Source organism: Leptogranulimonas caecicola (genome assembly GCF_023168405.1).
GTDB lineage: Bacteria > Actinomycetota > Coriobacteriia > Coriobacteriales > Atopobiaceae > Leptogranulimonas > Leptogranulimonas caecicola.
In genome coordinates this window covers 1127041-1148883 of the sequence record NZ_AP025285.1, presented here as the reverse complement: position 1 = coordinate 1148883, position 21843 = coordinate 1127041, and the positions used below count along the sequence as shown (strand labels likewise).

Sequence of the window (21843 nt, the reverse complement as noted above, 5' to 3'; positions counted from 1 at the left end):
CTCACACTTCAAGCGACCATTCTGCCAAAGTGGAATGGTCGCTTCTTTGCATCTCCCGTGAATTGCGGGCTTGCCCTTGTGGGATGTGAGGTGCAGGGTTACTATATTCCATCGTGTGTAAAGCTATGTGTCGTTCGCGGAGTGCGACGGCACCTCTAGGAAGAGGAACCATGGACTACATTCGTGCCATCGAGCGTCAGCAGATCCGCGAGGACATCCCCACGGTCATCCCTGGTGACAACGTCAAGGTGCACTATCGCATCAAGGAAGGCGACCGTGAGCGTATCCAGGTCTTCCAGGGCGACGTCATCCGTATGTCCGGCGAGGGCGCCCGCGAGACCTTCACCGTTCGTAAGATCTCCTTTGGCGTAGGCGTCGAGCGTACCTTCCCGCTCTACAGCCCCAAGATCGCCAAGCTCGAGGTTGTGCGTCACGGTGACGTGCGTCGCGCCAAGCTCTATTACCTGCGCGATCGCGTGGGCAAGGCCGCTCGCATCCGCGAGAAGCGCTAAGCTTTTATCCTATGAAGCCAAAAACGGCATCTGCCAAGTGGTGGGTGCCGTTTTCTTTTAGATTCATGGGGAGTTTTGATGGCTCAGACCACAGCGACGTCCATCGCAAAGGCATTTGCGGAAGCTCCGCTCGAACAACTTCCAGAACTTATCGAGATTCACATAGCCGACCCTCGAAAGTCAGTGCAGACTGCTGTGACTCGGGCCATCAAACGCTACGAGGCTTATATGAAAGAGCGGGAGCGGGTGGCGGCCCTTTATCGGTATCAAGCATCTTTTGGAGAGCCTTCCATAGGCGTAGACGAGGTGGGTCGAGGCCCCCTTGCAGGTCCTCTGGCCGTGGGTGCAGTGGTGCTTCCGCCAGAGCCGCAGCTCCTAGGGCTCGATGACTCAAAAAAGCTTTCGCCTTCCTGCCGAGAAGAACTTGCTGCCCAAATCAAAGAAGTGGCCCTGAGTTGGACGGTGATCTATAAGGAGCCTCAAGTAATCGATGAGGTGGGTATCGGCCGCGCGCTCAAGGATGCTATGGCAGAGGCAATCGCTGCTACCGGTTTTGGAGATAGGGCCGCAGCGGTGCTTATCGATGGCAATCCGGTTCATGTGCACCCACAAGAGATTTCCATCGTGAAGGGCGATGGGCGAGTGGCTGCTATTGCAGCGGCCTCCATTGTGGCAAAGGTCGAGCGCGATGCTCTAATGGTGGCCTATGACCAACAGTATCCCGGTTACGGGTTTGCCCATAACAAAGGGTATGGGTCGGCAGATCACATGGCAGCCATTAGGCAGATGGGCCTCACGCCTCTCCATCGCCGATCCTTTTGTGGTCGTTTCTTGTGAGATCTGATCGGGTATACCAGCGGCTTGTCTGGCTCCATCCTGTATTCATACGGTCCTTTATGGGAATTGCCAGCAGGACCAAGGCTTTTTGGATAGTTTTATCTTCGATGATGACAAGAAGAGGTCTCATGGTCAGAAATCTGTTAGAGCCTGGACAGTTTTCTGACAGACGCCTCACAGATGCTCCCTTCTAAGAACCCGGCGCTAAGGAGGCGCCGCGGTCACGACTAGGGGAGACACTATGAATCCAGCTCAGAAAGGCGCCGCCCTTTTAGAGGGTGATCAAAAGACGAAAGCCCAGGATGCCTCAGTGCCTCCCTGGGACACATTTCCACGTCCTCAAAAGTCAGTGGCTCAATACACCACCCAAGAAGTGGGTCAGGAGGGTGAGCACCTGGCACAGGTTTATCTTATGAGGCGCGGCTACGATATTTGTGAAACCAATTGGCGCATCAAGTCCGGCGAGGCGGACATCATTGCCACCGAGGATGGTCAAGAAGCCGTATTGGTCGAGGTAAAGACCCGATTGGCGCTAGGGGAAAAAGATCCTGTGATGCCCGAGCTGGCAGTAGATGCCGATAAGCGCGCCCGCTATCACAAGCTCGCTCTGGCTTACCTAGGACAGCATCCAGAGTTTAGCTCAGTGCGATTCGATGTGATCGCCATCGTGATCATCCAGGAGCGCATGGCACGCTTGCGCCATCTGGTGGGTGCCTTTAGCTGGGATGAGGGCTGATGACAGCCGTACGTGTGCAAGCCGGGGTGATCCATGGCTGTGAGGCGTTGCCGGTATCGGTGGAAGTGGAGCTTTCTGGCGGAATACCCGGCATCAATATCATAGGCATGCCTGATATGGCTGTGCTTGAGGCCAGGGCTCGTGTAAGGTGCGCATTTCGAGCAGCAGGATTCATTATTCCTCGGCTTTTAGCCACCGTAAATCTGGCACCTGCAGATCTAAGAAAGACGGGGACTGGCCTAGACTTGCCCATTGCGGTGGGCCTGTTGGCAGCCAGTGGCCAAATCTCTTTAATGGAGTTGGACAGGTACCTCTTTGTGGGAGAGTTGGGTCTGTCTGGCGAGGTAAACCCCGTGCGAGGCATGTTGGCCTATGAGGCTTTGGCTAAAGACCAAGGTCTTACCTTGGTTGGCTATTGCGGGGCACACAACCATTTTTTCTTGGGAAAGCCACCCCTATGTCTCACTTCGCTGGCGCAGCTCAAAGCCGGTCTTGGCACAAGCGCACAAAGGCAGCCGATTCTAGAGAGGCCCCCAGTGAATGTGGGGGATAGTGAAGACTTTAGCGATGTGGTTGATCAGGAAATGCCCAAGCGCGCTTGCGTGATCGCGGCAGCCGGAGGCCATGGGTTGCTGATGATAGGCCCTCCAGGAGCCGGTAAAACCATGCTTAGCCGAAGGCTTGCAGGAATCTTGCCAGAGTTGAACTTAAAGGAGCGAGTGGAATCTGCTGTGCTGCATTCTGTGGCAGGTTTAGACCCCTCTCGTATTCTCGCTGGACAAAGGCCTTTTAGGGCACCCCATCATTCGGTCTCTATGGCAGGCCTTATTGGTGGAGGCAGACCCGTCACTCCTGGCGAGGTCTCTCTGGCGCATAACGGCGTGCTGTTCTTAGATGAGCTTCCTGAGTTTCAAAATCCAGTGCTACAGGCGCTTCGCCAGCCTATAGAAGACGGCGAAGTCAATTTGGTGCGCGCTGATGGATCCTACCGGTTTCCTGCGCACTTCCAGCTGGTCGCTGCAGCAAATCCTTGTCCCTGTGGCCATTTGGGCGATCCCGGTCACGAGTGCACCTGCGTGCCAGATAGGATTCGCAAATACCAGAGTAAAATAGGCGGCCCTCTTTTGGATCGCATTGACTTGGTGGTTGATGTGGCACGTCCAAGCGCCTCCTCAATGGTGCGAGGTCAAGAAGGCATGAGTTCTTATGAAATGCGCCAGCTTGTGAATAGGGCACGTAGCTTTGCCAGTTGGCGTCAGGCACAATCCACCGACGAGCGAACGCTTAATGCTGCTGTCTCCAAGGGGGCGGTGGCCGGCATGAACTTTGATGAAGAGGCTCAAAGCCAGCTGGAGCATATCTCCCATACCTTTGCATTGGGTGGTCGTGCGGTGGTGCGTATTGCTCGTGTGGCGCGCACGCTTGCAGATCTCGAAGAGCGCGAACAGGTAGAGGCAGGCGATGTGGCCGAAGCTGCACTCTATCGTCCTCGGGAGGTGTGAAATGGCTGTTCAAAGATTTGAGCTGACTCCAGATGATCCCCGCTGGCCGGAGATGGTAATCGAAGGCAGTGAGATAACCAAGATCTATGGGCTAGGGGATCCTGCGATTCTCAATAGTCCTTGCGTCTCTATCATTGGCGCCCGCAGAGGCACTCCCTATGGCATTGCCGTAGCCTCTATGGCCGGGCGTTTGGCTGCAGAGAGTGGCATCACTGTGGTATCTGGCGGAGCCATGGGCGCTGATGCCGCAGCAGCACGGGCTTGCTTGGATGCCAAAGGTAAAACCATTGTCTGTGCCGGTACTGGAGCTGATCGTACCTATCCTGCAACGAGCAAAGACGTCTTTGAGAGGGCTATGGAGGGCGGGGGAGCCGTGATATCTTTGTCTCCTTGGGGTTCTGGCCCTGCCAAGTGGGCGTTTCCCAGAAGAAATCGCCTCATTGCGGCGCTGTCTCCTCTTTTGGTAGTGGCAGAAGCCGGCAAACCTTCGGGGACTTTTTCCACTGCAGATGCAGCCACTGCTTTTGGGAAGTCCATCTGTGCCGCGCCAGGATCGATCTTTTCGCCTTACTCTAAAGGTACGAATTACTTGATTGCAAACGGTGCTGAGATCATCCAAGACGAAGAGGATTTAGAGCAGATCTTTTCTACCTGCTATGGCAAGTTAAGACATCCGATCTTTCAAGAAATGCCTGATAGGGGGAGGATTTTATCGGCATTGGTGGCTCAACCTATGCGCCCCGACGACTTGGCGGCTTCGCTTGGGGAGCGAGTGCTTGCCATCATGTCTTCCTTGGGAGATTATGAGCTGGCGGGTTATGTGACTCGATTGCCTGATGGTTGCTATGCTCCTACAGAGAAAACGTTGAAGACTGCCAAGATTGCCTAGGGATTATGGCTTGATCGCAGAAGTCTTTGGCCTTCTTTAGCCCCGGTCTACAATGGGATGACTTCAAGAGGTAGTTTGGACTGGGGGCTCCATGGATCAGCAACAGGCATTTGAGCAGGTCACTGTAGTAGGTGGTGGTCTTGCTGGAAGCGAATGCGCATTGTCACTGGCGGCGAGGGGAGTCCCTGTAAAGCTCATAGAGATGCGACCTGTGCGCACCTCTCCTGCTCATAAAACAGGCGATTTGGCTGAGCTTGTATGCTCCAACTCGCTTAAATCGACTCGGGTAGATTCGGCGGCAGGGCTTCTCAAGGCAGAGCTCGACCTGATGGGCTCGAAGCTCTTGCCATTGGCAAAGGCCTCAGCAGTGCCTGCTGGCGGTGCGTTGGCGGTAGATCGAGAAGCCTTTGCCCAGGCAGTGACCCAAGCTATAGAAGAAAGCACCTTGATAGAGCTCGTTCGCCAAGAGGTGACAGAAATCCCTCAAGGCCCCGTGGTGATCGCGGCTGGCCCACTTTGTTCTGAGGCCCTTTTTGTTTCGGTGCAAGCACTGTTGGCAGAGTCTGGCGCCGCTGAGGCCCTCTCTTTCTTTGATGCGGCAGCGCCCATTGTGGACGCGTCCACAATAGATCGAGAAGTGGTATTCACACAGTCGCGCTATGGAGAAGCCGAAGTAGGTGACTATCTCAATTGCCCTATGAATCAGGAGGAATACGAAGCATTCATCCATGAGCTGGTAAATGCCAAACGTGTAGTGCAAAAAGACTTTGAACAAAAAGATCTCTTTAGGGCCTGCCAGCCTGTAGAAGAAGTGGCTCGTACGGGCCTAGATTCCCTTCGCTTTGGCGCCCTGAAACCAGTGGGGCTTACCGATCCTAGGACAGGGCGGCGCCCTTGGGCTGCCGTGCAGCTTCGGGCAGAGAATAGGGAGGGCACTGCCTACAATCTTGTGGGTTTTCAAACCAACCTTACCTGGCCTGAGCAGCGTCGAGTCTTCTCGATGATTCCCGGGCTCGCTCAGGCGGAGTTCTTCCGCTATGGAGTGATGCATAGAAACACTTTTATCGACTCTCCCAAAGCGTTAGATGAAACCTTTGCGGTGCCAACTCGCTCACAGGTGCGTTTTGCAGGTCAGATTTGTGGCACAGAAGGCTATACGGAGGCCATTGCTTCAGGCCTTTTGGCGGCGCTCAACACCTATGCAGCCTTGACCGGAGCACCAAAAGTAGAGCTTCCCGCTACAGGCGCGCTGGGCTCTTTGGTAGCCTATGCCACCAACCCAAATACCGTGGATTACCAGCCTATGCATGTGAATTTTGGCCTGGTGCCTCCGCTCGAGGGTCCACGGCTCAAGAAAAAGGAGCGCTACCAAGCCTACGCAGACCGAGCGCTTAAAGATATGAAGAACTACATCCAATCGCGTCCAGATCTCTTATTTTAGGCGCGCACAGTCTTATGGTTCCCAAGCGCGCATCCCACAACGAAAGTTCACCGACCAAAGGAAAGGGCTTCTCGGCATCGAAAGCACCAGATGCTCAGGAAAGCCCTTTTGCGGTTCCCTCCGCCTGGATCGAGGGTTTCTTGCACCATCTTTCCCTGGTGAGAAACCTGTCACCTCAAACGGTGAAGGCTTATAGGAGCGATGTGGAAGCCTTCTCCCGTTGGTGTGAGCATGAAGAGGTGGATCCTGCCGTCCTTGATCACAGACAAGCAAGGGCTTATTTGGCCAACCTTAGGCAAGCCCGCTATGCGGAGCGCACCCGTGCACGCAAACTCTCGTCGCTTCGGACGTTTTACGGGTGGCTTCGCCGAGAAGAGCTCTCTTGCTCCGATGCCATGGATGCGGTGGCTGGAGCCAAGACTCACAGGCAGCTGCCGGTGGCAGCCAATGTGGATGATGTGGTTGCCATGCTCGCGGCCATTGACACCTCGACACCAGAGGGGCTTCGCGATGCGGCTCAGATAGAGCTCATGTTTGCCTGTGGCGCTCGAATTGCCGAGGTCGCTGCCCTTAAAGTGACAGATATAGATAGATCTCAGCGACAGGTGCGCCTCTTTGGAAAGGGGTCCAAAGAACGTCTGGTGCCTCTTCATGATCGGGCATTGCAGGCGTTGGAAGCCTATCTGGATAGAGGCCGGCCTCTCCTGGCCGAGCAGGCAAAGAGATCCAGTTCGCAACTATTCCTGTCTTCTCGAGGCAATCCCATGAGCGCCGATAGCCTGCGCCTTCGCATGGAGGACGCTGTGGCAGCAGCCGGTCTTTCACCCACGCTCACTCCACACTCTCTTCGCCACGGGTTTGCCACATCGCTTCTTGACGGCGGCGCAGACCTCAGAAGCGTCCAGGAGCTCTTAGGCCATGCATCAATCTCCACCACTCAGATCTATACGCATCTTTCCATGGATGCCATAAAAGAGGCGGCAAAGCAGGCAAACCCTCGGTCAGGCAAGGCAGACTAGCATCAGTCTCTCTAAAGGTGCCTAATTCGTGCGTCGAATCTCATCGTGCCGAGAAGTACAGCCTTCTCATCCAGAAGCTTCTTTATGGTTGTGGGGCGTCTGCGAAAAGTGGGCCGTCTAAAAGTTTTGAGCCACTGGCGCAAGAGATGGCTTATACTGTGGTCTTGCTGTGCAAAAGTACGGCGATACATCACACGCGTGATCACTTGGCCGCCGCGGTGCTCACACCTTTAAGCCAGGGTGTGAGTGGTGGGTCAGGGATGACGTCACGCGGAGGAACAACCGAAGGAGAACAATGGCTGTCAAGATTAACATTAAGACCCTGCTCGACGCCGGCTGCCACTACGGTCACCAGACCCGCCGCTGGAACCCCAAGATGAAGCCCTACATCTTTGGCGAGCGCAATGGCATCTATATCCTCGATCTCAAGCAGACCGTGATCGATGCTGACCAGGCCTATACCTTCCTCAAGAACCTGGCGTCCAAGGGTGGCAACGTCCTTTTCGTGGGAACCAAGAAGCAGGCTCAGGAGCCCGTGGCTACTCAGGCTGAGCGTTGCGGCATGCCCTACATCAACAACCGTTGGCTGGGCGGCGTGCTCACCAACTTTGTCACCATGCGCTCCCGTATCGACCGTATGATGGAGCTCGAGGCTATGATCGAGGACGGCCGCATGGCTCTGCTCCCCAAGAAGGAGCAGGCTCTGCTCAACAAGGAGCTGGACAAGCTTCAGCGCAACCTGGGTGGCGTGCGCGACATGAAGGCTCTGCCCCAGGCCCTCTTTGTGGTGGACACCAAGCGCGAGGAGATCGCCATCCGCGAGGCTCGTCGCCTGAAGATCCCCGTAGTGGCCCTGCTGGACACCAACTCCGATCCTGACGTGGTGGATTACGGCATCCCCGCCAACGACGATGCCATCCGCTCCGTCTCCCTTATGTGCGAGCTCATCGCTGACGCCATTTTGGCTGGCAAGGGCCAAGAGCAGATCACCGCTGAGGAGATGGCCGCCCCTGCCGTCACCAGCGCCGTAGAGAACCAGATCCTCGACGTGCAACCTGAGATCTCTGCTGACAAAGCCCCCGTTGAGGTCGAGGGGCAGACCATCGAGTCTGTAACCACCCCTGACGTTGCTGAGGCTCCTGCCGGCAACTAACCCGTTAGTGTGGCTTGGTGATCTACCAGGCTTTGCGGGCTGCAGTTGCAGTAGGTCTTTTTAACAAGGATTCCTGCGACTGCAGCCCTTCTTGGATGCATCGGCATCCTTTTAGTCCCCTAGAAGATGAACTTTATAAGGCATCTTCCTATCACCTAAAGAAAGGCGGTCTGCCCTATGGCAACCAAGATCACCGCTCAGATGGTTAAGACCCTGCGCGAGATGACTGATTCGCCCATGATGGAGTGCAAGAAGGCCCTGGTTGAGGCTGAGGGCGACCTGGAAAAGGCCGTAGATGTGCTGCGCACCATGGGTATCGCCAAGGCCGTGAAGAAAGCTGGCCGCGACACCAACGAGGGCACCGTGGGCGCCTATGTCACCCCCGATGGCCACGCTGGCGCGCTGGTCGAGGTCTCTTGCGAGACCGACTTCGTGGGTTCTAACCCCAAGTTCACCGGCTTCGCGGCACAGCTGGCCCAGGTCGTTGCCGAGAAGAACCCCGCAGACGTCGAGGCTCTCAAGGCTCTGCCCATGAATGAGAACGAGACGGTGGACGCCGCTCTCACCGAGCTCATCCACACCATGGGCGAGAACATGAAGATCGCCCGCATCGTTCGTCGCGAGATTGCTGACGGCGCTTTGGCTGGCTATGTTCACGGCGGCAAGCTGGCAGACCTGGTGGAGTTCTCCTTCACCAAGCCTGACACCTTCGATACCCAGGCTTTCAAGACCTTCGCTCACGACGTAGCTATGCAGGTGGCGGCCGCTCAGCCCGTGGCTGCCCGCATCGAGGACGTCCCCGCCGAGACCATCGAGCATGAGATGTCCATCTATAAGAAGCAGGCTGCTGAGTCCGGCAAGCCTGAGGCCATCCAGGAGCGCATGGCTGAGGGCCGTCTCAATAAGTACTACAAAGAGAACGTCCTCACCGAGCAAGCCTTCATCAAGGATGGCGACATGAGCATTCGCCAGTATGCCGAGAAGACCTCTAAAGAGGTGGGCGACACCATTGAGATCGTCGCCTTCGATCGTTTTGCTTTTGGTGAGTAGCTCCTAAGGGCATCTTTTTAGATTGAGCTCTTGGATTCAAGGGTCTCATTCCATGGTTTTAGCAAGCGGGACCGGCATCAGTCGGTCCCGCTTTCTCATCTGGGCTAGAATAGGGCGGAATGTGCCTATCCCAATACCTAGGGGAGCTACTTGTGGATACCACTGCTCTTTCGACTCAAAAAGACGATCGCTACAAATATCATCGCGTGCTTCTTAAACTCTCTGGCGAGGCCCTTATGGGGCAAGGCGACTACGGCATCGACTCAGCCATGCTTGAACACCTCGCTCAAGAGATCAAATCCATCTATGACGATGGCATCCAAATTGGCATCGTCGTAGGCGGAGGCAATATCTTCCGCGGAATGGCCGGTGCCGCCTCCGGTATGGATCGCGCACAGGCAGACTATATGGGCATGTTGGCCACGGTGATGAATGCTTTGGCCTTGCAGGACGCCTTTGAGAAGGCGGGCATGACCACTCGTGTCATGAGCGCTATTGAGATGCATGAGGTGGCAGAAACCTATATTCGCCGTCGTGCCATCAGGCATCTAGAGAAGGGCCGCGTGGTGATATTTGCCGCCGGTACCGGCAATCCCTATTTCACCACCGATACCGCAGCTGCCCTGCGCGCCTGCGAGATCGACGCAGATTGCCTTATGAAGGCTACCAAGGTTGACGGCATCTATGATAAAGACCCTATGAAACATCAGGATGCCGTGCGCTTCGATGAGATTAGCTATAGGGACGTGCTTGCTAAAAACCTTAAGGTGATGGATGCCACCGCAACCGCTTTGAGCCAAGACAACGATATGCCTATCATTGTCTTCAACATTGATGACGAGCATGTCTTCAAAAAGGCCCTGTTGGGCGAGATGGTTGGAACCACTGTGGTGGGGGAGGAGACCCTCTAATGAGCGACATTATGTCTGTGACCGAGTCCAAGATGGACAAGTGCCTAGATGCCCTCAAGGCCAACTTCGCCAAAGAGCGCACGGGCCGTGCCAACCCCCATGTGCTCGATAGCATCATGGTGGACTACTATGGCGTAGAGACCCCTGTGACCCAGCTGGCTGGCGTCAAGGTGCCTGAGGCCACCATGCTTTTGGTGGAGCCCTGGGACAAGTCGGTCCTCAATGCCATCGAGAAGGCCATTCGTAATTCGGACCTAGGCATCAACCCCAGCAATGACGGTGTGGCCATCCGCCTGCCCTTCCCGGCTCCCACCGAGGAGCGCCGCCGCGAGCTGGTCAAGGCCTGCAAGGGCTACGCAGAGGAAGCTCGTGTGGCAGTGCGCAATGTGCGCCGCGACGCCAATGCAAAGATCGAGCGCGACGAGGAAAACTCTGAGGATGGTGTGCGCCGCGAGCAGGCAGCCGTCCAAAAGCTCACCGATTCCTACATCAAGAAGATCGACGAGTTGCTCAAGACTAAAGAAGCCGAGGTCATGGAGATCTAAGGGTGCAGCCTAAGGCAGAAGAGCTGGAGCTTCACTACGCAGAGGCTCCCCAAGACATTTCGCTGGCAGATATCGATCTCGATCATCTGCCAGCTCATATTTCTATCATCATGGACGGCAACGGGCGCTGGGCTACCAAGCAAGGACTCAAGCGCGCAGCTGGCCATATGGCAGGCGTCGATGCGTTGCGTGAGATCATCACCTCTTGCGTGCGTTTGGGCATCGACGTGCTGAGCGCCTATGCGTTTTCCACTGAGAACTGGCATAGACCTCAAGAAGAGGTGGATATGCTTATGCACCTCTTTGCCACCACGCTCATCAACGAGTTGCCGCTCTTTGACCAGGAGAACGTCAAGCTCGTCTTTTTGGGTGACCTTACCTCGCTGCCGCAAGAGACTCGCGATGTGTTCCAAGAGGGACTCGACCACACTAGCGACCACACAGGCATGGTGCTGGCCTTGGCGGTGAACTACGGTTCGCGAGCAGAGATTGCCCGTGCTGCCCGCGAGCTTGCCTTAGAGGTGGTCAATGGCGAGCGCGATGCCAACTCCATCGATCCAGAAGCTATTGCTTCTCATCTCTACACCGCAGGGCTTCCAGACCCGGATCTGCTCATTCGCACCTCCGGCGAGCTGCGGCTCTCCAACTATCTGCTGTTCCAACTAGCCTATTCAGAGTTTTATATCACACCCGTGCTCTGGCCCGACTTTGATCGCTGGGATCTCTTGCGCGCCATCGCATCTTTCCAGGGTCGAGACCGGCGTTTCGGGGGAGTGGAAGAGGCGTGATCGATCCCTCTGATTCCCGCTCTCAGCCAAAACCGGATATTCCAGATGCCGAGAAGACCGAAGGCCTCGATACTGCCATTCATCACTATGAGCAAAATCGCGAGCGTCGGGAGACTCTGAGACTTGAGGGTGCCACCCGCTCCAGCAAGGTCCGCAGGCTCTCAGAAAAGATGCTCACCCGTACTCTCTCGGGCATTCTCTATTCCATCGTGGTGATTATCTGCCTCTTTTGGGGAGCCATTCCCACGGCTTTGCTCTTCTCGGCAATGGCTTGGCTTTGCTGCTCGGAGTTTTTCCGCATGTCTCGCATGATGGGTCGTATGCCCAACGAACTCATTGGTCTGGCGGCTGCGGTAGCCTTCGCGCTTTCGCCGCTGTTCCCGCCGCTTACGCTCACCGCCATCTTTTCTGTGTTGGTGTTGGCCACGGGCGTGTGGTACGTGTGGACAGCGAGGGCTTCGGTATCCGATGCTGCAGTCACCGTCTTTGCTCCAATCTACACGGGCTATCTGCTGAGCGCTGTCACCAGCATTCGACTCATGCACGGTAGCGCCACCTACTTTGGCGTGAGTGCCGAGGCAGTGCTTTGCTTTGGGGTCATTGCCTCTATCTGGATGAACGATGCGGTGGCCTACCTTGTGGGATCTCGCTGGGGGAGCCATCGCATGGCTCCAAAGATCAGCCCTCATAAAACTTGGGAGGGCTTTGCCGGCGGCATCGTGGGGTCCATTGGGGTATGGCTGCTTATGTATGCCATTCATTTGCCTGGAGTGAGCCTTCCCATCGCCCTGTTGGGGGGTGTGGGTGTAGGAACCATCGGTGTCATCGGCGACCTCTTTGAGTCCAGGCTCAAGCGCTCGGCAGGCGTCAAAGATTCAGGCAATTTCATCCCTGGCCATGGCGGCATGCTCGATCGCACCGATTCCATTCTTTTTGGCGTAATGACTGCTTATTTCATTCTTCGTTTGGGAGGCCTCGCGTGAATATCATCGATGACCGCGCACTCGTGAGACGTAAGAAGCCTCTGCGCGTTGCCATCCTGGGAAGCACCGGGTCCATTGGAACCCAGGCCCTGGATGTCTGTGCTCAGCATTCGGATAAAGTGCAGGTGGTGGCCCTTGCCGCTGCCACTCGCACTGCAGAGCTGGTAGATCAAGCTTGTAAGTTCCATCCCCGGGTTGTTGCGGTGGCAGACAAGGCCCATGCGCAAGACGGCGCGTTGGATAACTTGCCCTCTGGTTGCGAGCTGCTGTCGGGGCCTGACGGAGTTACCGAGCTCTGCCAGCGCGACGACGTGGATTGCGTGCTCGTCTCTGTTGTGGGCGAAGCCGGCATTTATGCGGCTTATGCAGCACTGGCGGCACACAAAATCGTGGCTTTGGCCAACAAAGAGTCCTTGGTGGCAGGCGGCGACCTGCTCATGCCCATGGCTGCCCCCGGCAAGCTCATCCCGGTAGACTCTGAGCACTCGGCCATCTTCCAGTGTCTCCAAGGTGCTAATTCTAAAGAGCTTGCGCGCATCTGGCTCACCTGCTCGGGTGGTCCATTCTATGGCTGGGACGCCCAAAAGCTCGCAGAGGTCACCGCTCAGAGGGCGCTGGCCCATCCCACCTGGTCCATGGGGCCAAAGATCACCATTGACTCGGCCACTCTCATGAACAAGGGCTTAGAGGTCATCGAGGCCCATCATCTCTTTGACGTGCCGGTGGATGACATTCAAGTGCTTATCCATCCTCAATCAAAGGTTCATTCTATGGTGGAGTTTTGCGACGGCTCCACCATCGCTCAGTTGGGCCCCTCGGACATGCGCATTGCCATTCAGTACGCCTTTTCCTATCCAGATCGCTGGGAGGCGCCGTGCCCTGATGTGGATTGGCGCGACGCGGGCTCCCTTACCTTTGGCTCGCCTGATACTAGCGTATTCCGCTGCTTGGCTTTGGCGCTCGAGGCAGGCCGGGCTGGGGGCACGCTGCCTTGTGCTATGAATGCGGCCAATGAAGTGGCTAATGGCGCATTTAGAAATGGCGTCATTGGCTTTACCGACATCGCCTCGGTAGTGGAGTCTGTCATAGACACCACCCAGGTAGAGCCGGTAGTCTCGCTGGAGCAAATCTCACAGGTGGACTCCGCTGCACGCCAGCAAGCCCGCAAGGTCATCGGAGGTCTCTCATGCTAGCGGGATTGGGGGGAGCGGTCTCCGCGATCATCTGGGGTCTGCTGCTGCTATCTGTTCTGGTCTTTGTCCATGAAGGCGGCCATTTTCTGGCCGCGCGCATCCTGGGCATCCGCGTCAAAGAGTTCTTCTTGGGCATGCCCTGTCGCTTTAGGCTGGCAAAAGCCTCCAGGCGCTACGGCACCGTCTATGGCGTAACCCCCATTCTGCTGGGCGGCTACACCATGGTGTGTGGCATGGAGGGCGAAGAGAGCCCCTATCTGGCTCAGGCGCTGGCCCGTGTCATGAAGCACGGGCGCGTCTCGGTAGCCCAGGTAGCTCGCGAGGTGGGCTGCACTCCCGCAGAGGCGGGCGACGCCCTCATGACCCTCACAGACTGGGGTTCCATCGAGCCCTTCGAGCCTCAACAGGACGATACGCTTCCAGCATCTGCCAGCTCTGAAGACCCCGATGCCACTGCTGCCGAGAAGGACTTCTTCCAAACCCTGGCCCGCGATCCTCGGCTCCTCACCTGCTACGACAAGGGCCATGACTTTGACGCCTCTGGCACCACCCAGGCAGGCGAGCCTCATCCCATCGATGATCCGGCGGCTTTTCTGGCTCACGAGCGCGCACATACCTATCTGGCCCATGGCTTTTGGGGCCGCACCTTTGTGCTGGTGAGCGGTGTAACCATCAATATTTTATGCGGACTGCTGCTGGTGGTACTGGTGCTTACCCTTTGGGGTGTGACTACCTCTACCAACGAGCCTGTACTGGGAGCAGTTGTAGAAGGGTCGCCGGCGGCTCAGGCAGGGCTTGTGGCAGGGGATCGCATGGTCTCTGTCAATGGCACTCCTACAGACACGTGGGAAGCCTTTGCGCTCCAACTGCAAGAGGCCATCGATCAGGGAAGCTCCATGGACATCTCCTATGAGCACGATGGCCAGCAGCGCTCTGTGACAGTGATGGCAGACCCTGAGACCCAGTGTATTGGCGTCCAGGCGCAAACTCAGCAAGTGCGTCTAGGTCTTGGCGAGGCACTCTCTTACGCTGCCAACTATGTGGCCACTACCGCGATCTACATCTCCCAGCTCTTCCAACCGGCACACTTCTCCCAGGTCATCGAGAATTCTTCCTCGGTGGTGGGCATCTCGGTCATGGCCAGCCAAGCGGCGAGCCAAGGATTGGCTTCCTTCGCCATTTTGGCCGCTGCCGTCTCTCTGAGCCTGGGCTTCATGAACCTTTTGCCCATCCCTCCCTTGGACGGAGGCAAGATCGTCATCGAGGCTATCCAGGCCATCCGCAAGAAACCGGTGTCTCTCAAGCTCCAAAGCACCGTCTCTATGGTGGGTATCGCCCTCTTCATGCTGCTGTTCTTCGTGCTCTTGCGCCAAGACATCATCCGATTTGTCTTTGGAGGCTAACGTGGAAGACCTTCGTCCCACACCTGCTCAGGCAGCGATCATCGCCCATCCTGCCCTTGCCGAGAAATCCTCTCCTCAGCCTCCTGCATCTCATTCAGCGGCAGAGGCGCCCTTCTGCCGTGACCTCACGCGCCCGGTATTTGTGGGTGGGGTGCAGGTAGGGGGAGGGGCACCGGTGGCGGTGCAGTCCATGACCAACACCAAAACCCAGGATCCTCAGGCTACGCTGGCGCAAATTCATGCGCTGGCAGAGGCAGGCTGTGAGATTGTCCGCGTGGCAGTGCCTACCAAAGATGCCCTGGACGGCTTTGGCGAGATCTGTACTCAGAGTCCGCTGCCGGTAGTGGCAGACATCCATTTTGACCACCGCTTGGCTATTGAAGCCATTGCCCGTGGCGCTTCTGCCATTCGCATCAATCCCGGAAACATTGGCTCCTGGGACAAAGTGGATGCGGTAATCGATGCGGCCGGCAACGCTTCTGTGCCCATTCGTATAGGTGTGAATGCCGGCTCGCTCGACCCTGCCATCGATGCCCGCGAAGATCTCACTCAACCCCAAAAGCTCACTCAAAGTGCGGTGTCCTTTGTCCGCCACTTTGAAGAGCGTGGGTTTACCTCCATCGTTCTTTCGGCCAAGACCCACTCGGTGCCCTCCACCATCAAAGCCAACCGCGAATTGGCTCGAGTGCTGCCTCATGTCCCTTTGCACCTAGGCGTTACCGAGGCAGGCACGCTGCAAGCGGGCACCATCAAAAACACCAGCGCTCTGTCAATGCTTTTGGCAGAGGGCATCGGGGATACCATTCGCGTTTCGCTCACTGCAGACCCGCTGGAAGAGATCGGTGTCGCCTGGTCCATCCTTCAGGTGTTGGGCCTTAGGCGCCGGTCGCCAGAGATCGTGAGCTGCCCTACCTGCGGGCGTTGCCAGATCGATCTTATCGGCTTGGCCTCTGAGGTAGAGGAGCGTCTCAAGAGTGTGAAAGCTCCCATATCGGTGGCAGTCATGGGCTGCGTGGTCAACGGGCCTGGCGAGGCAAAAGCAGCCGATATAGGCATTGCAGGAGGTCGAGGCCAAGGCTTGCTCATCGCCGGAGGCGAGGTGGTGGGCAAGGTGCCAGAAGATCGCATCGTGGATGCCCTGATGGAAGAGATCGAGACGCGTTTTTCTGCCAACGATCAATCCTAGGCTCTACCGGGTAGGATAAGTGCCGGTTGGAGATAGACTTCAGCCGATGGATGCGCAAGTCATGCGCGATAGGAGAAAGCTGTGAACACCTTTCAGCGAATGAGCGCCCTCTATGCGCCCACTTTAAAAGAGGATCCTGCGGATGCAGACTTGGCGAGCCACAGGTTGCTGCTGCGCGCAGGCATGATACGCAAAACGGCAGCTGGACTCTACAGTTATCTGCCGTTGGCCTGGCGCTCACTGCAAAAGATCGAGGCCATTGTGCGCGACGAGATGGACACCCACGGCGCTCAAGAACTGCTCATGCCTATCCTCACTCCCGCAGAGCTTTGGGAAGAGTCGGGGCGTTGGGATGTGTACGGTCCCGAGCTTATGCGCATTTCCGATCGCCATGAGCGCGCCTTTGCCTTAGGTCCTACCCACGAGGAGACCATCACCGATCTGGTAAAGGGGGAGCTTCGCAGCTACAAACAGCTGCCGGTGAACCTCTATCAAATCCAGGACAAGTTCCGCGACGAGCTTCGTCCTCGCTTTGGCCTTATGCGTGGCCGCGAGTTCATCATGAAGGATGCCTACTCCTTCGACGCAGACGTCGAAGGCATGAAGCGCACCTACGACCAGATGTATGACGCCTACTCCGGCGTGTGCGACCGCTGCCGCATCCAGGCAGTGCCCGTGGATGCGGATTCCGGCCAGATCGGCGGCTCGGGTTCCATCGAGTTCATGGCCCTTTCTGAGTCTGGCGAGGCGTCGCTGGTCTACTGCGAATGCGGCTACGCTGCCGATGAGGAAGCGGCCACCGCGCTCATCACCGTCACCGACGGCCCGGAGACCCACAATCATGAGCTGGAGCTCTTGGATACCCCCAACGTCCACACCATTGACGAGCTGGCAGCATTCCTCGATGTCCCGGCTTCGAGCACCCGCAAGGCCATCGCGCTGGTAGATGGCGAGGGCGATCCTGTGGTGTGCATCATTCCCGGAGATCATGAGCTCAACGAGATCAAGGCTGAGCACGCCTTTGGCTCATATCACCTCATGACCGACGAGGAGCTGGAGAGTTTTGGTCTTTACAAGGGTTGCATTGGCCCCGTGGGGCTGCCTGAGGGCATTCGCTGCATCTGCGACATTGCCCTCAAGGAATCCCTTAACTGGGTGGTGGGCGCCAATAAGCCCGAGTCCCACTATCTTGGCGCCCGTCCTGAGCGCGACTTCACTCCCGATGCCTGGGAGGACTTGGCGAGCGCCCAAGCCGGCGATGGCTGCCCGGTATGCGGGAAGCCCTTATCGGCAGCCCGTGGTATCGAGATGGGCCAGATCTTCCAATTGGGCGACAAATACAGCCGCGCCCTCAACGCCACCTTCCTGGACAAGGACGGCAAAGAGCAGTACTTCCAGATGGGGTGCTACGGCATTGGCGTGAGCCGCACGCTGGCTGCCATCGTTGAACAGCATCATGACGACTCTGGAATTGCATGGCCGGTATCGGTGGCGCCCTTCGAGGTGGAGGTGCTCGCGCTCGACATCAACGACGATGTGGTGTGGCCCGCCGCCATGGGCGTGTGCGACCAGCTGGTCGACGCCGGCATCCAAACCCTGCTGGACGACCGCAAGGAGCGTCCGGGCGTCAAGTTCAACGATGCCGACCTTCTGGGCCTGCCTTACCAGATCATCTTTGGCAAGCGCGCGGTGGCCAACGGCGTCTGCGAGCTCAAGGATCGCGCCACTGGCGAGCGCACTGAGCTTCCCATCGCCGACGTCGCCGCCCACGTGGCATCGCTGGTCATCCCTCAGCGCGCCTAAACCTTCGAGATAGCAGGCCTGCCGGCGCAGCCTTTTAACTATCTTGCTACCGAGAAACTCCTGCTGCCAAGGGTAGGGGCTTCTCGATCGCGCTATGAGGCTTTTAGAACAGACAGCGTGCTGTGATAAGGGGGGTTGACCTGCGTCAACACCCCTTAATCTGTAGGCCAAATTCACCTTCATTGTTTACAAGTGCTCTTTGCACTCAGAAGGGGGGCGGTTTGAAAGCAGGACTGTTTTCAAACCGCAAAACCCCGGGTAAATTCTGGAAGGTCAAAAGCAGGCCTGCCTGCAAGATGGGGGCACAGGGCGGATGGGGCTGAGGCTGGGCGCCGCTCCATGCCTACTAAGTACCATTTCGCGCCTACTAAGTACTTAGTAGGCCGATTTTGTCCAAAATCTGCGTCATATTATATTTTAGTATTACATCACCCAAGCTCACAGATTTGGTTTCATATTCAATTGTACTTAGTAGGCACATGCCGGAGGAAATGTACTTAGTAGGCGCGAGTGTTGTCGCTCTTCTGCATCTTGGCCCCGCAGGTCCCGCAGACCGCCCTTTTCATCGAGCCCTGCAAATCCTGGATGTAACGACTCGATTCTGCAGCCTTTGGCCGGGGTTATAGGGCCTCGGATAGCACGCCCTCTGTCCGGGCCCCGTGTGTAAATGAGCCTTCTGGATTTAAGCACCCAAAAAAGGGACGTCGACCTGCGTCAACGCCCCAATTCACAGCATGCTTTTTGTCCTGTAAGCCCGATGTGAGGAGTGAGACCCCGAACCAAGAAACGGGATCTTGTTGGAGAAAAAGCCCCTAGCTGCTATGAGCGCAGCTAGGGGCATCTTTTTTGTGGTGGGCCCAGTAGGATTCGAACCTACGACCAAAGGATTATGAGTCCTCTGCACTGACCGCTGTGCTATAGGCCCTTTATACGAAAAAGGCGACGGTCAAACCGCCGCCTTGTAACGTGTGGTGGAGATAAGGGGGATCGAACCCCTGACCTCATGACTGCCAGTCATGCGCTCTCCCAGCTGAGCTATATCCCCGTGGGTTGGTGCGAAAGCTATGTTAGCAAGAAGCGCGCGCCCATGCAAACCCGAATCTGCATTTGTTTAGATCGAGGATAAGAACTTCTCGCTCGCCCGTCTCCTTGATACCAGGCTGCCCGGGAGGATGAGACGCGATAGGTGTGTGCATGGCCGCACAGTCAAGAGGCGGCCTCGCGACTGTCAATCTAGGAAAACTAAGGTGCTATAAAAAAATGAAAGAACGTTGATATACGGGGGCTTCTATGAGAAGAAGACAGCTGTGCTCTCTTGCCTGTTCCGTCCTGTGTCTAGGGATCGTGCTAATGGGGACTGGCGCGCAGGCTTTGGTGGAGAGTGTCAACGGCAACAGCGCCTCGTATCAGAAGGTCGCGCTGTCGGCCCAGGCGAGTGCTTCCTATATCGATGAGAACCATGAGCAGGCCTTCTTGACGGAACCTTATACGGTTGTCGGCGACACGACAGCGGCCTCCACCTGGAAGGATGGCTGGTATGTGGTGGAAGGCCCAGTCAACATCACCGATACGGTAACCGTAGAGGGCGATGTGAAGCTCATCCTATGTGACGGGGCGCAGTTGACCACCAGGAACATTTGCGTGAACGAGGGCAACGCCTTCTCGGTTTACTGCCAAAGCGCAGGAACCGGCTCACTCCCGCAAGGTCATCAGGCAATGTTGCGCCTGGCATCGGTGCGGAGCGCTACAAGAACGGTGGAACCATCAATATCTATGGAGGGACCGTTTACGCCCAGGGCGGAAAGGAAGGCGCAGGGATCGGCGGCAGTGCCTCTTGCAGCCATGGGGGTATCGTCAAGATCTATGGCGGGACAGTTACCGCCGTTGGAGGGCGAGAGAATTGGACTGGCATAGGCGGTGGCGGTTGGGACCAAAGCTATAACAGATGACCCTATGGCGGCAACGGTGCCGATAACCTCATCTGTGGCGGCACCGTGACCGCAACCGGAGGCGGAAGCGCCCCGTCCATCGGTGCCGGTGGCACCTCATACAATCATGGCAGCTTCTCCACAGGAGAGGATGGGAGTGCCGTCATCTTTGTCGGCGCCATCAGGGACCAGTCGAAGAGGAACCAGTGGAGCGGCATCATCTTCTTGGGCGCTTCCGGTACCGTCTACAAAGACCAAGTTCTGACGAAGAATCTTACAGTCGAGAGTGGAAAGACCCTGACCATCCCAGAAAACACGCGCCTCACTGTGGCAGAAGGTGTGACCCTGACCAACAACGGCACCATGTACGACAACGGCATTGTCGTGAACGATGGCGTTGTCGCCGATAACGGTGCCATCCACTGCAAGGTCACCAAAAATCTCAGCTACCTCACGGCCGACAATGGGGTTGGCTACATCACGCAAGGCACGGAGTATTCCACTAGGCTGACTGCGACCAACGGCCGCCTGCTGCCGCAAAAAAATCGCCGTCTCTGTGGGAGGCAAGACGCTTGCGGCTGGAGACAGCACCTATTCCTATGATCCAGTGACGGGCACGCTTACGATCCACAAGGCCGCGGTTACCGGGGCCATCACCATTACGGCTGCTGGCGCCATTCCCATAGACAAGGTGGATGTCACGATAACCTTGCCTTTTGGCGGGCTGCCCTTTGACACGAAGGCTGCCTGCGAAACCGAGGGCGTCGAGGGCGTCAGGCTCTATTGGACCGACAGCGAGGACAATCCAGTCAGTGGGGATGCCCGCTATTACCCCTGGCGTTACAAGGCGCATATGACGATGGTTCCTAAGGAAGGATACATCCTGACCGTTTCTACAAAGGTATCGGTAAACAACGAAGGTGCAGAAAAGAGGAGTGCTCGATGCCGACGGCGCCATGAGGGTTGAAAGCCTCTACTGCACCCATCGGGCAAAGCTCCTTGGCGTCGCAACGCCTGAGGATATTGTTGGCGTGGCAAGCGGTACAGAAAAGACCGCCGCGGCACTCGGGCTCCCTTCCACCGTCGACATTGCCACCGAGGCGCAGGGCAAGCGTCCTGCAGTCACGTGGGACTTGGACGAGCTGGCAGCGGGCACTTATGACCCTGCAAGCCCGGCAGAGCAGACATTTAAGGTGAGGGGCACCGTATCCCTGCCTGAGGAAGTCGCCAACCCAGACAATATGCCTCTCGAAGTCATAATAAGCGTGCAGGTGCTTCGCGCGTCGGCTGGCGACCATGGTCAGGCGGACGACAAGGTCACCGACGACAAGGAGGATATAAAAGAAGTCCCGCATGAGAGCGTCGCGGCCCAAGAGGCTGGCCATGATAATGTGGATGACAGGTATGCGGTTGGCGCTGCGGCTGCAGCCACCAACAAGATCGTCTTGCCGGAGATTGGCGACGATGGCACCCTACAGCCGTTGGCTGTCCTGCTGCTTGCATTAGGCATGACCTTGGGTGCCACGGCGGGAATCCTCAAGAAATGCCATAGCGATCAATAGAGGGATGCTTCAGGTGGCCTGATTCGTGAGACGCAGGGCGGCAGGCCCAAGGTCGCCTCCCTGAGACTCCTCAGGCTTGCGATAAGCGCCCTTCGGGGCGCTTTCCTATGAACCTGAGGGACATCAGAGGAATCGGGAATGCGAACCATAATGACATGATGGCAATAAATCAGATACTAAAACGCCACTGGTGGCCAAAATGAATCCTCTGCATGAAAATTAGGGGTAGTCAGATTCTGGATGATTTATTATTGTCATGAAAAGTGCAAGATATATATGTACAAATAGAGTAAGAGATTAAGAAACTACGCGGTGGTAATGGCTACGAGTCTGGATAATAAAGGAGTATATGTGAACGCAGAGATTGTTCTGGCCTCTGTTTTGAATGTGGGTAATTCTGCG

Annotated in this window: 21 protein-coding genes and 2 tRNA genes; 20 read left to right on the top strand and 3 right to left on the bottom strand. The window is 56.7% G+C overall.

The genetic code is table 11. The annotated features are described in order from the left end of the window. The first annotated feature begins 170 nt into the window (after positions 1-170). The 17 genes from rplS to OR601_RS05015 all read left to right on the top strand — a co-directional run bounded on the left by rplS (position 171) and on the right by OR601_RS05015 (position 17951). Positions 171-512, top strand: a complete 342-nt coding sequence (rplS, locus tag OR601_RS05095) for a 50S ribosomal protein L19 (protein ID WP_136012570.1) — start codon at positions 171-173, stop codon at positions 510-512. Positions 513-590: 78 nt separating this feature from the next. Next, complete coding sequence (locus tag OR601_RS05090) at positions 591-1349, top strand: ribonuclease HII (RefSeq protein ID WP_136012571.1); 759 nt, start codon at positions 591-593, stop codon at positions 1347-1349. A 241-nt stretch (positions 1350-1590) separates the two neighbouring features. Continuing rightward, positions 1591-2085 carry a YraN family protein gene (locus OR601_RS05085; RefSeq protein ID WP_136012572.1) on the top strand — a complete coding sequence of 165 codons (495 nt, stop codon included), beginning with the start codon at positions 1591-1593 and terminating at the stop codon, positions 2083-2085. Then, positions 2085-3587 (top strand): YifB family Mg chelatase-like AAA ATPase, encoded by a 1503-nt coding sequence (locus OR601_RS05080; RefSeq protein WP_136012573.1) that lies wholly within the window; start codon positions 2085-2087, stop codon positions 3585-3587. Before OR601_RS05085 ends, OR601_RS05080 begins: the two co-directional genes overlap by 1 nt. A gap of 1 nt (position 3588) precedes the next feature. Then, positions 3589-4476 carry a DNA-processing protein DprA gene (locus tag OR601_RS05075; RefSeq protein WP_136012574.1) on the top strand — a complete coding sequence of 296 codons (888 nt, stop codon included), beginning with the start codon at positions 3589-3591 and terminating at the stop codon, positions 4474-4476. Positions 4477-4567: 91 nt separating this feature from the next. Further along, a complete protein-coding gene (gene trmFO / locus OR601_RS05070) occupies positions 4568-5917 on the top strand; it encodes a methylenetetrahydrofolate--tRNA-(uracil(54)-C(5))-methyltransferase (FADH(2)-oxidizing) TrmFO (RefSeq protein WP_265591235.1) in 1350 nt (449 codons plus the stop codon). 14 nt (positions 5918-5931) lie between these two features. Continuing rightward, positions 5932-6936 (top strand): tyrosine recombinase, encoded by a 1005-nt coding sequence (locus OR601_RS05065; RefSeq protein ID WP_136012576.1) that lies wholly within the window; start codon positions 5932-5934, stop codon positions 6934-6936. A 295-nt stretch (positions 6937-7231) separates the two neighbouring features. After that, on the top strand, positions 7232-8089 hold the full coding sequence (rpsB, locus tag OR601_RS05060; RefSeq protein ID WP_136012577.1) for a 30S ribosomal protein S2: 858 nt from the start codon (positions 7232-7234) through the stop codon (positions 8087-8089). 177 nt (positions 8090-8266) lie between these two features. Beyond that, positions 8267-9139: a translation elongation factor Ts gene (tsf, locus tag OR601_RS05055; RefSeq protein WP_136012578.1), complete on the top strand. Its 873-nt coding sequence runs from the start codon at positions 8267-8269 to the stop codon at positions 9137-9139. A 152-nt stretch (positions 9140-9291) separates the two neighbouring features. Next, positions 9292-10050, top strand: coding sequence for a UMP kinase (gene pyrH / locus OR601_RS05050; protein WP_265591234.1), 759 nt, complete (start codon positions 9292-9294; stop codon positions 10048-10050). Further along, positions 10050-10595, top strand: a complete 546-nt coding sequence (gene frr / locus OR601_RS05045; protein WP_136012580.1) for a ribosome recycling factor — start codon at positions 10050-10052, stop codon at positions 10593-10595. Before pyrH ends, frr begins: the two co-directional genes overlap by 1 nt. Before the next feature lie 2 nt (positions 10596-10597). Continuing rightward, entirely contained in the window at positions 10598-11383 is a 786-nt protein-coding gene (locus OR601_RS05040; RefSeq protein ID WP_136012581.1) for an isoprenyl transferase, read from the top strand. Continuing rightward, entirely contained in the window at positions 11380-12366 is a 987-nt protein-coding gene (locus tag OR601_RS05035; protein ID WP_265591233.1) for a phosphatidate cytidylyltransferase, read from the top strand. Before OR601_RS05040 ends, OR601_RS05035 begins: the two co-directional genes overlap by 4 nt. Beyond that, on the top strand, positions 12363-13559 hold the full coding sequence (gene dxr / locus OR601_RS05030) for a 1-deoxy-D-xylulose-5-phosphate reductoisomerase (protein WP_265591232.1): 1197 nt from the start codon (positions 12363-12365) through the stop codon (positions 13557-13559). Before OR601_RS05035 ends, dxr begins: the two co-directional genes overlap by 4 nt. Then, positions 13553-14962, top strand: coding sequence for a site-2 protease family protein (locus OR601_RS05025; protein ID WP_265591231.1), 1410 nt, complete (start codon positions 13553-13555; stop codon positions 14960-14962). The genes dxr and OR601_RS05025 overlap by 7 nt, the downstream gene beginning before the upstream one ends. A 1-nt stretch (position 14963) precedes the next feature. Further along, positions 14964-16148 (top strand): flavodoxin-dependent (E)-4-hydroxy-3-methylbut-2-enyl-diphosphate synthase, encoded by a 1185-nt coding sequence (gene ispG, locus OR601_RS05020; protein WP_265591230.1) that lies wholly within the window; start codon positions 14964-14966, stop codon positions 16146-16148. A 99-nt stretch (positions 16149-16247) separates the two neighbouring features. After that, a complete protein-coding gene (locus OR601_RS05015; RefSeq protein ID WP_265592381.1) occupies positions 16248-17951 on the top strand; it encodes a proline--tRNA ligase in 1704 nt (567 codons plus the stop codon). Positions 17952-18800: 849 nt separating this feature from the next. Here OR601_RS05015 and OR601_RS05010 read toward each other — a convergent pair. Together OR601_RS05010 and OR601_RS05005 are read right to left on the bottom strand one after the other, a co-directional pair. Further along, positions 18801-18876, bottom strand: a tRNA-Ile gene (locus OR601_RS05010). 44 nt (positions 18877-18920) lie between these two features. Continuing rightward, positions 18921-18996, bottom strand: a tRNA-Ala gene (locus OR601_RS05005). 592 nt (positions 18997-19588) lie between these two features. On the opposite strand from OR601_RS05005, the gene OR601_RS08690 reads away from it, so the two are divergent. Beyond that, complete coding sequence (locus tag OR601_RS08690) at positions 19589-19900, top strand: hypothetical protein (protein ID WP_407658160.1); 312 nt, start codon at positions 19589-19591, stop codon at positions 19898-19900. Positions 19901-19996: 96 nt separating this feature from the next. On the opposite strand, the gene OR601_RS04995 is transcribed toward OR601_RS08690, so the two are convergent. After that, the gene (locus OR601_RS04995; protein WP_265591228.1) at positions 19997-20365 is read right to left on the bottom strand and encodes a hypothetical protein; all 369 of its coding nucleotides are present in this window, start codon (positions 20363-20365) and stop codon (positions 19997-19999) included. A 70-nt stretch (positions 20366-20435) separates the two neighbouring features. Here OR601_RS04995 and OR601_RS04990 point away from each other — a divergent pair, with 70 nt between their 5' ends. Further along, positions 20436-20846, top strand: coding sequence for a hypothetical protein (locus OR601_RS04990; protein WP_265591227.1), 411 nt, complete (start codon positions 20436-20438; stop codon positions 20844-20846). Further along, complete coding sequence (locus OR601_RS04985) at positions 20815-21441, top strand: hypothetical protein (RefSeq protein ID WP_265591226.1); 627 nt, start codon at positions 20815-20817, stop codon at positions 21439-21441. The genes OR601_RS04990 and OR601_RS04985 overlap by 32 nt, the downstream gene beginning before the upstream one ends. Positions 21442-21843 lie beyond the last annotated feature (402 nt).

Excerpts from the sequence above, each read along its gene's own strand:
- OR601_RS05090 (WP_136012571.1), top strand. The coding sequence starts at position 591 with ATGGCTCAGACCACAGCGACGTCCATCGCAAAGGCATTTGCGGAAGCT.
- frr (WP_136012580.1), top strand. The coding sequence starts at position 10,050 with ATGAGCGACATTATGTCTGTGACCGAGTCCAAGATGGACAAGTGCCTA.
- rplS (WP_136012570.1), top strand. The coding sequence starts at position 171 with ATGGACTACATTCGTGCCATCGAGCGTCAGCAGATCCGCGAGGACATC.
- OR601_RS05025 (WP_265591231.1), top strand. The coding sequence starts at position 13,553 with ATGCTAGCGGGATTGGGGGGAGCGGTCTCCGCGATCATCTGGGGTCTG.
- trmFO (WP_265591235.1), top strand. The coding sequence starts at position 4,568 with ATGGATCAGCAACAGGCATTTGAGCAGGTCACTGTAGTAGGTGGTGGT.
- OR601_RS05015 (WP_265592381.1), top strand. The coding sequence starts at position 16,248 with ATGAGCGCCCTCTATGCGCCCACTTTAAAAGAGGATCCTGCGGATGCA.
- OR601_RS05065 (WP_136012576.1), top strand. The coding sequence starts at position 5,932 with ATGGTTCCCAAGCGCGCATCCCACAACGAAAGTTCACCGACCAAAGGA.
- tsf (WP_136012578.1), top strand. The coding sequence starts at position 8,267 with ATGGCAACCAAGATCACCGCTCAGATGGTTAAGACCCTGCGCGAGATG.
- rpsB (WP_136012577.1), top strand. The coding sequence starts at position 7,232 with ATGGCTGTCAAGATTAACATTAAGACCCTGCTCGACGCCGGCTGCCAC.
- OR601_RS05085 (WP_136012572.1), top strand. The coding sequence starts at position 1,591 with ATGAATCCAGCTCAGAAAGGCGCCGCCCTTTTAGAGGGTGATCAAAAG.
- OR601_RS05080 (WP_136012573.1), top strand. The coding sequence starts at position 2,085 with ATGACAGCCGTACGTGTGCAAGCCGGGGTGATCCATGGCTGTGAGGCG.
- OR601_RS05075 (WP_136012574.1), top strand. The coding sequence starts at position 3,589 with ATGGCTGTTCAAAGATTTGAGCTGACTCCAGATGATCCCCGCTGGCCG.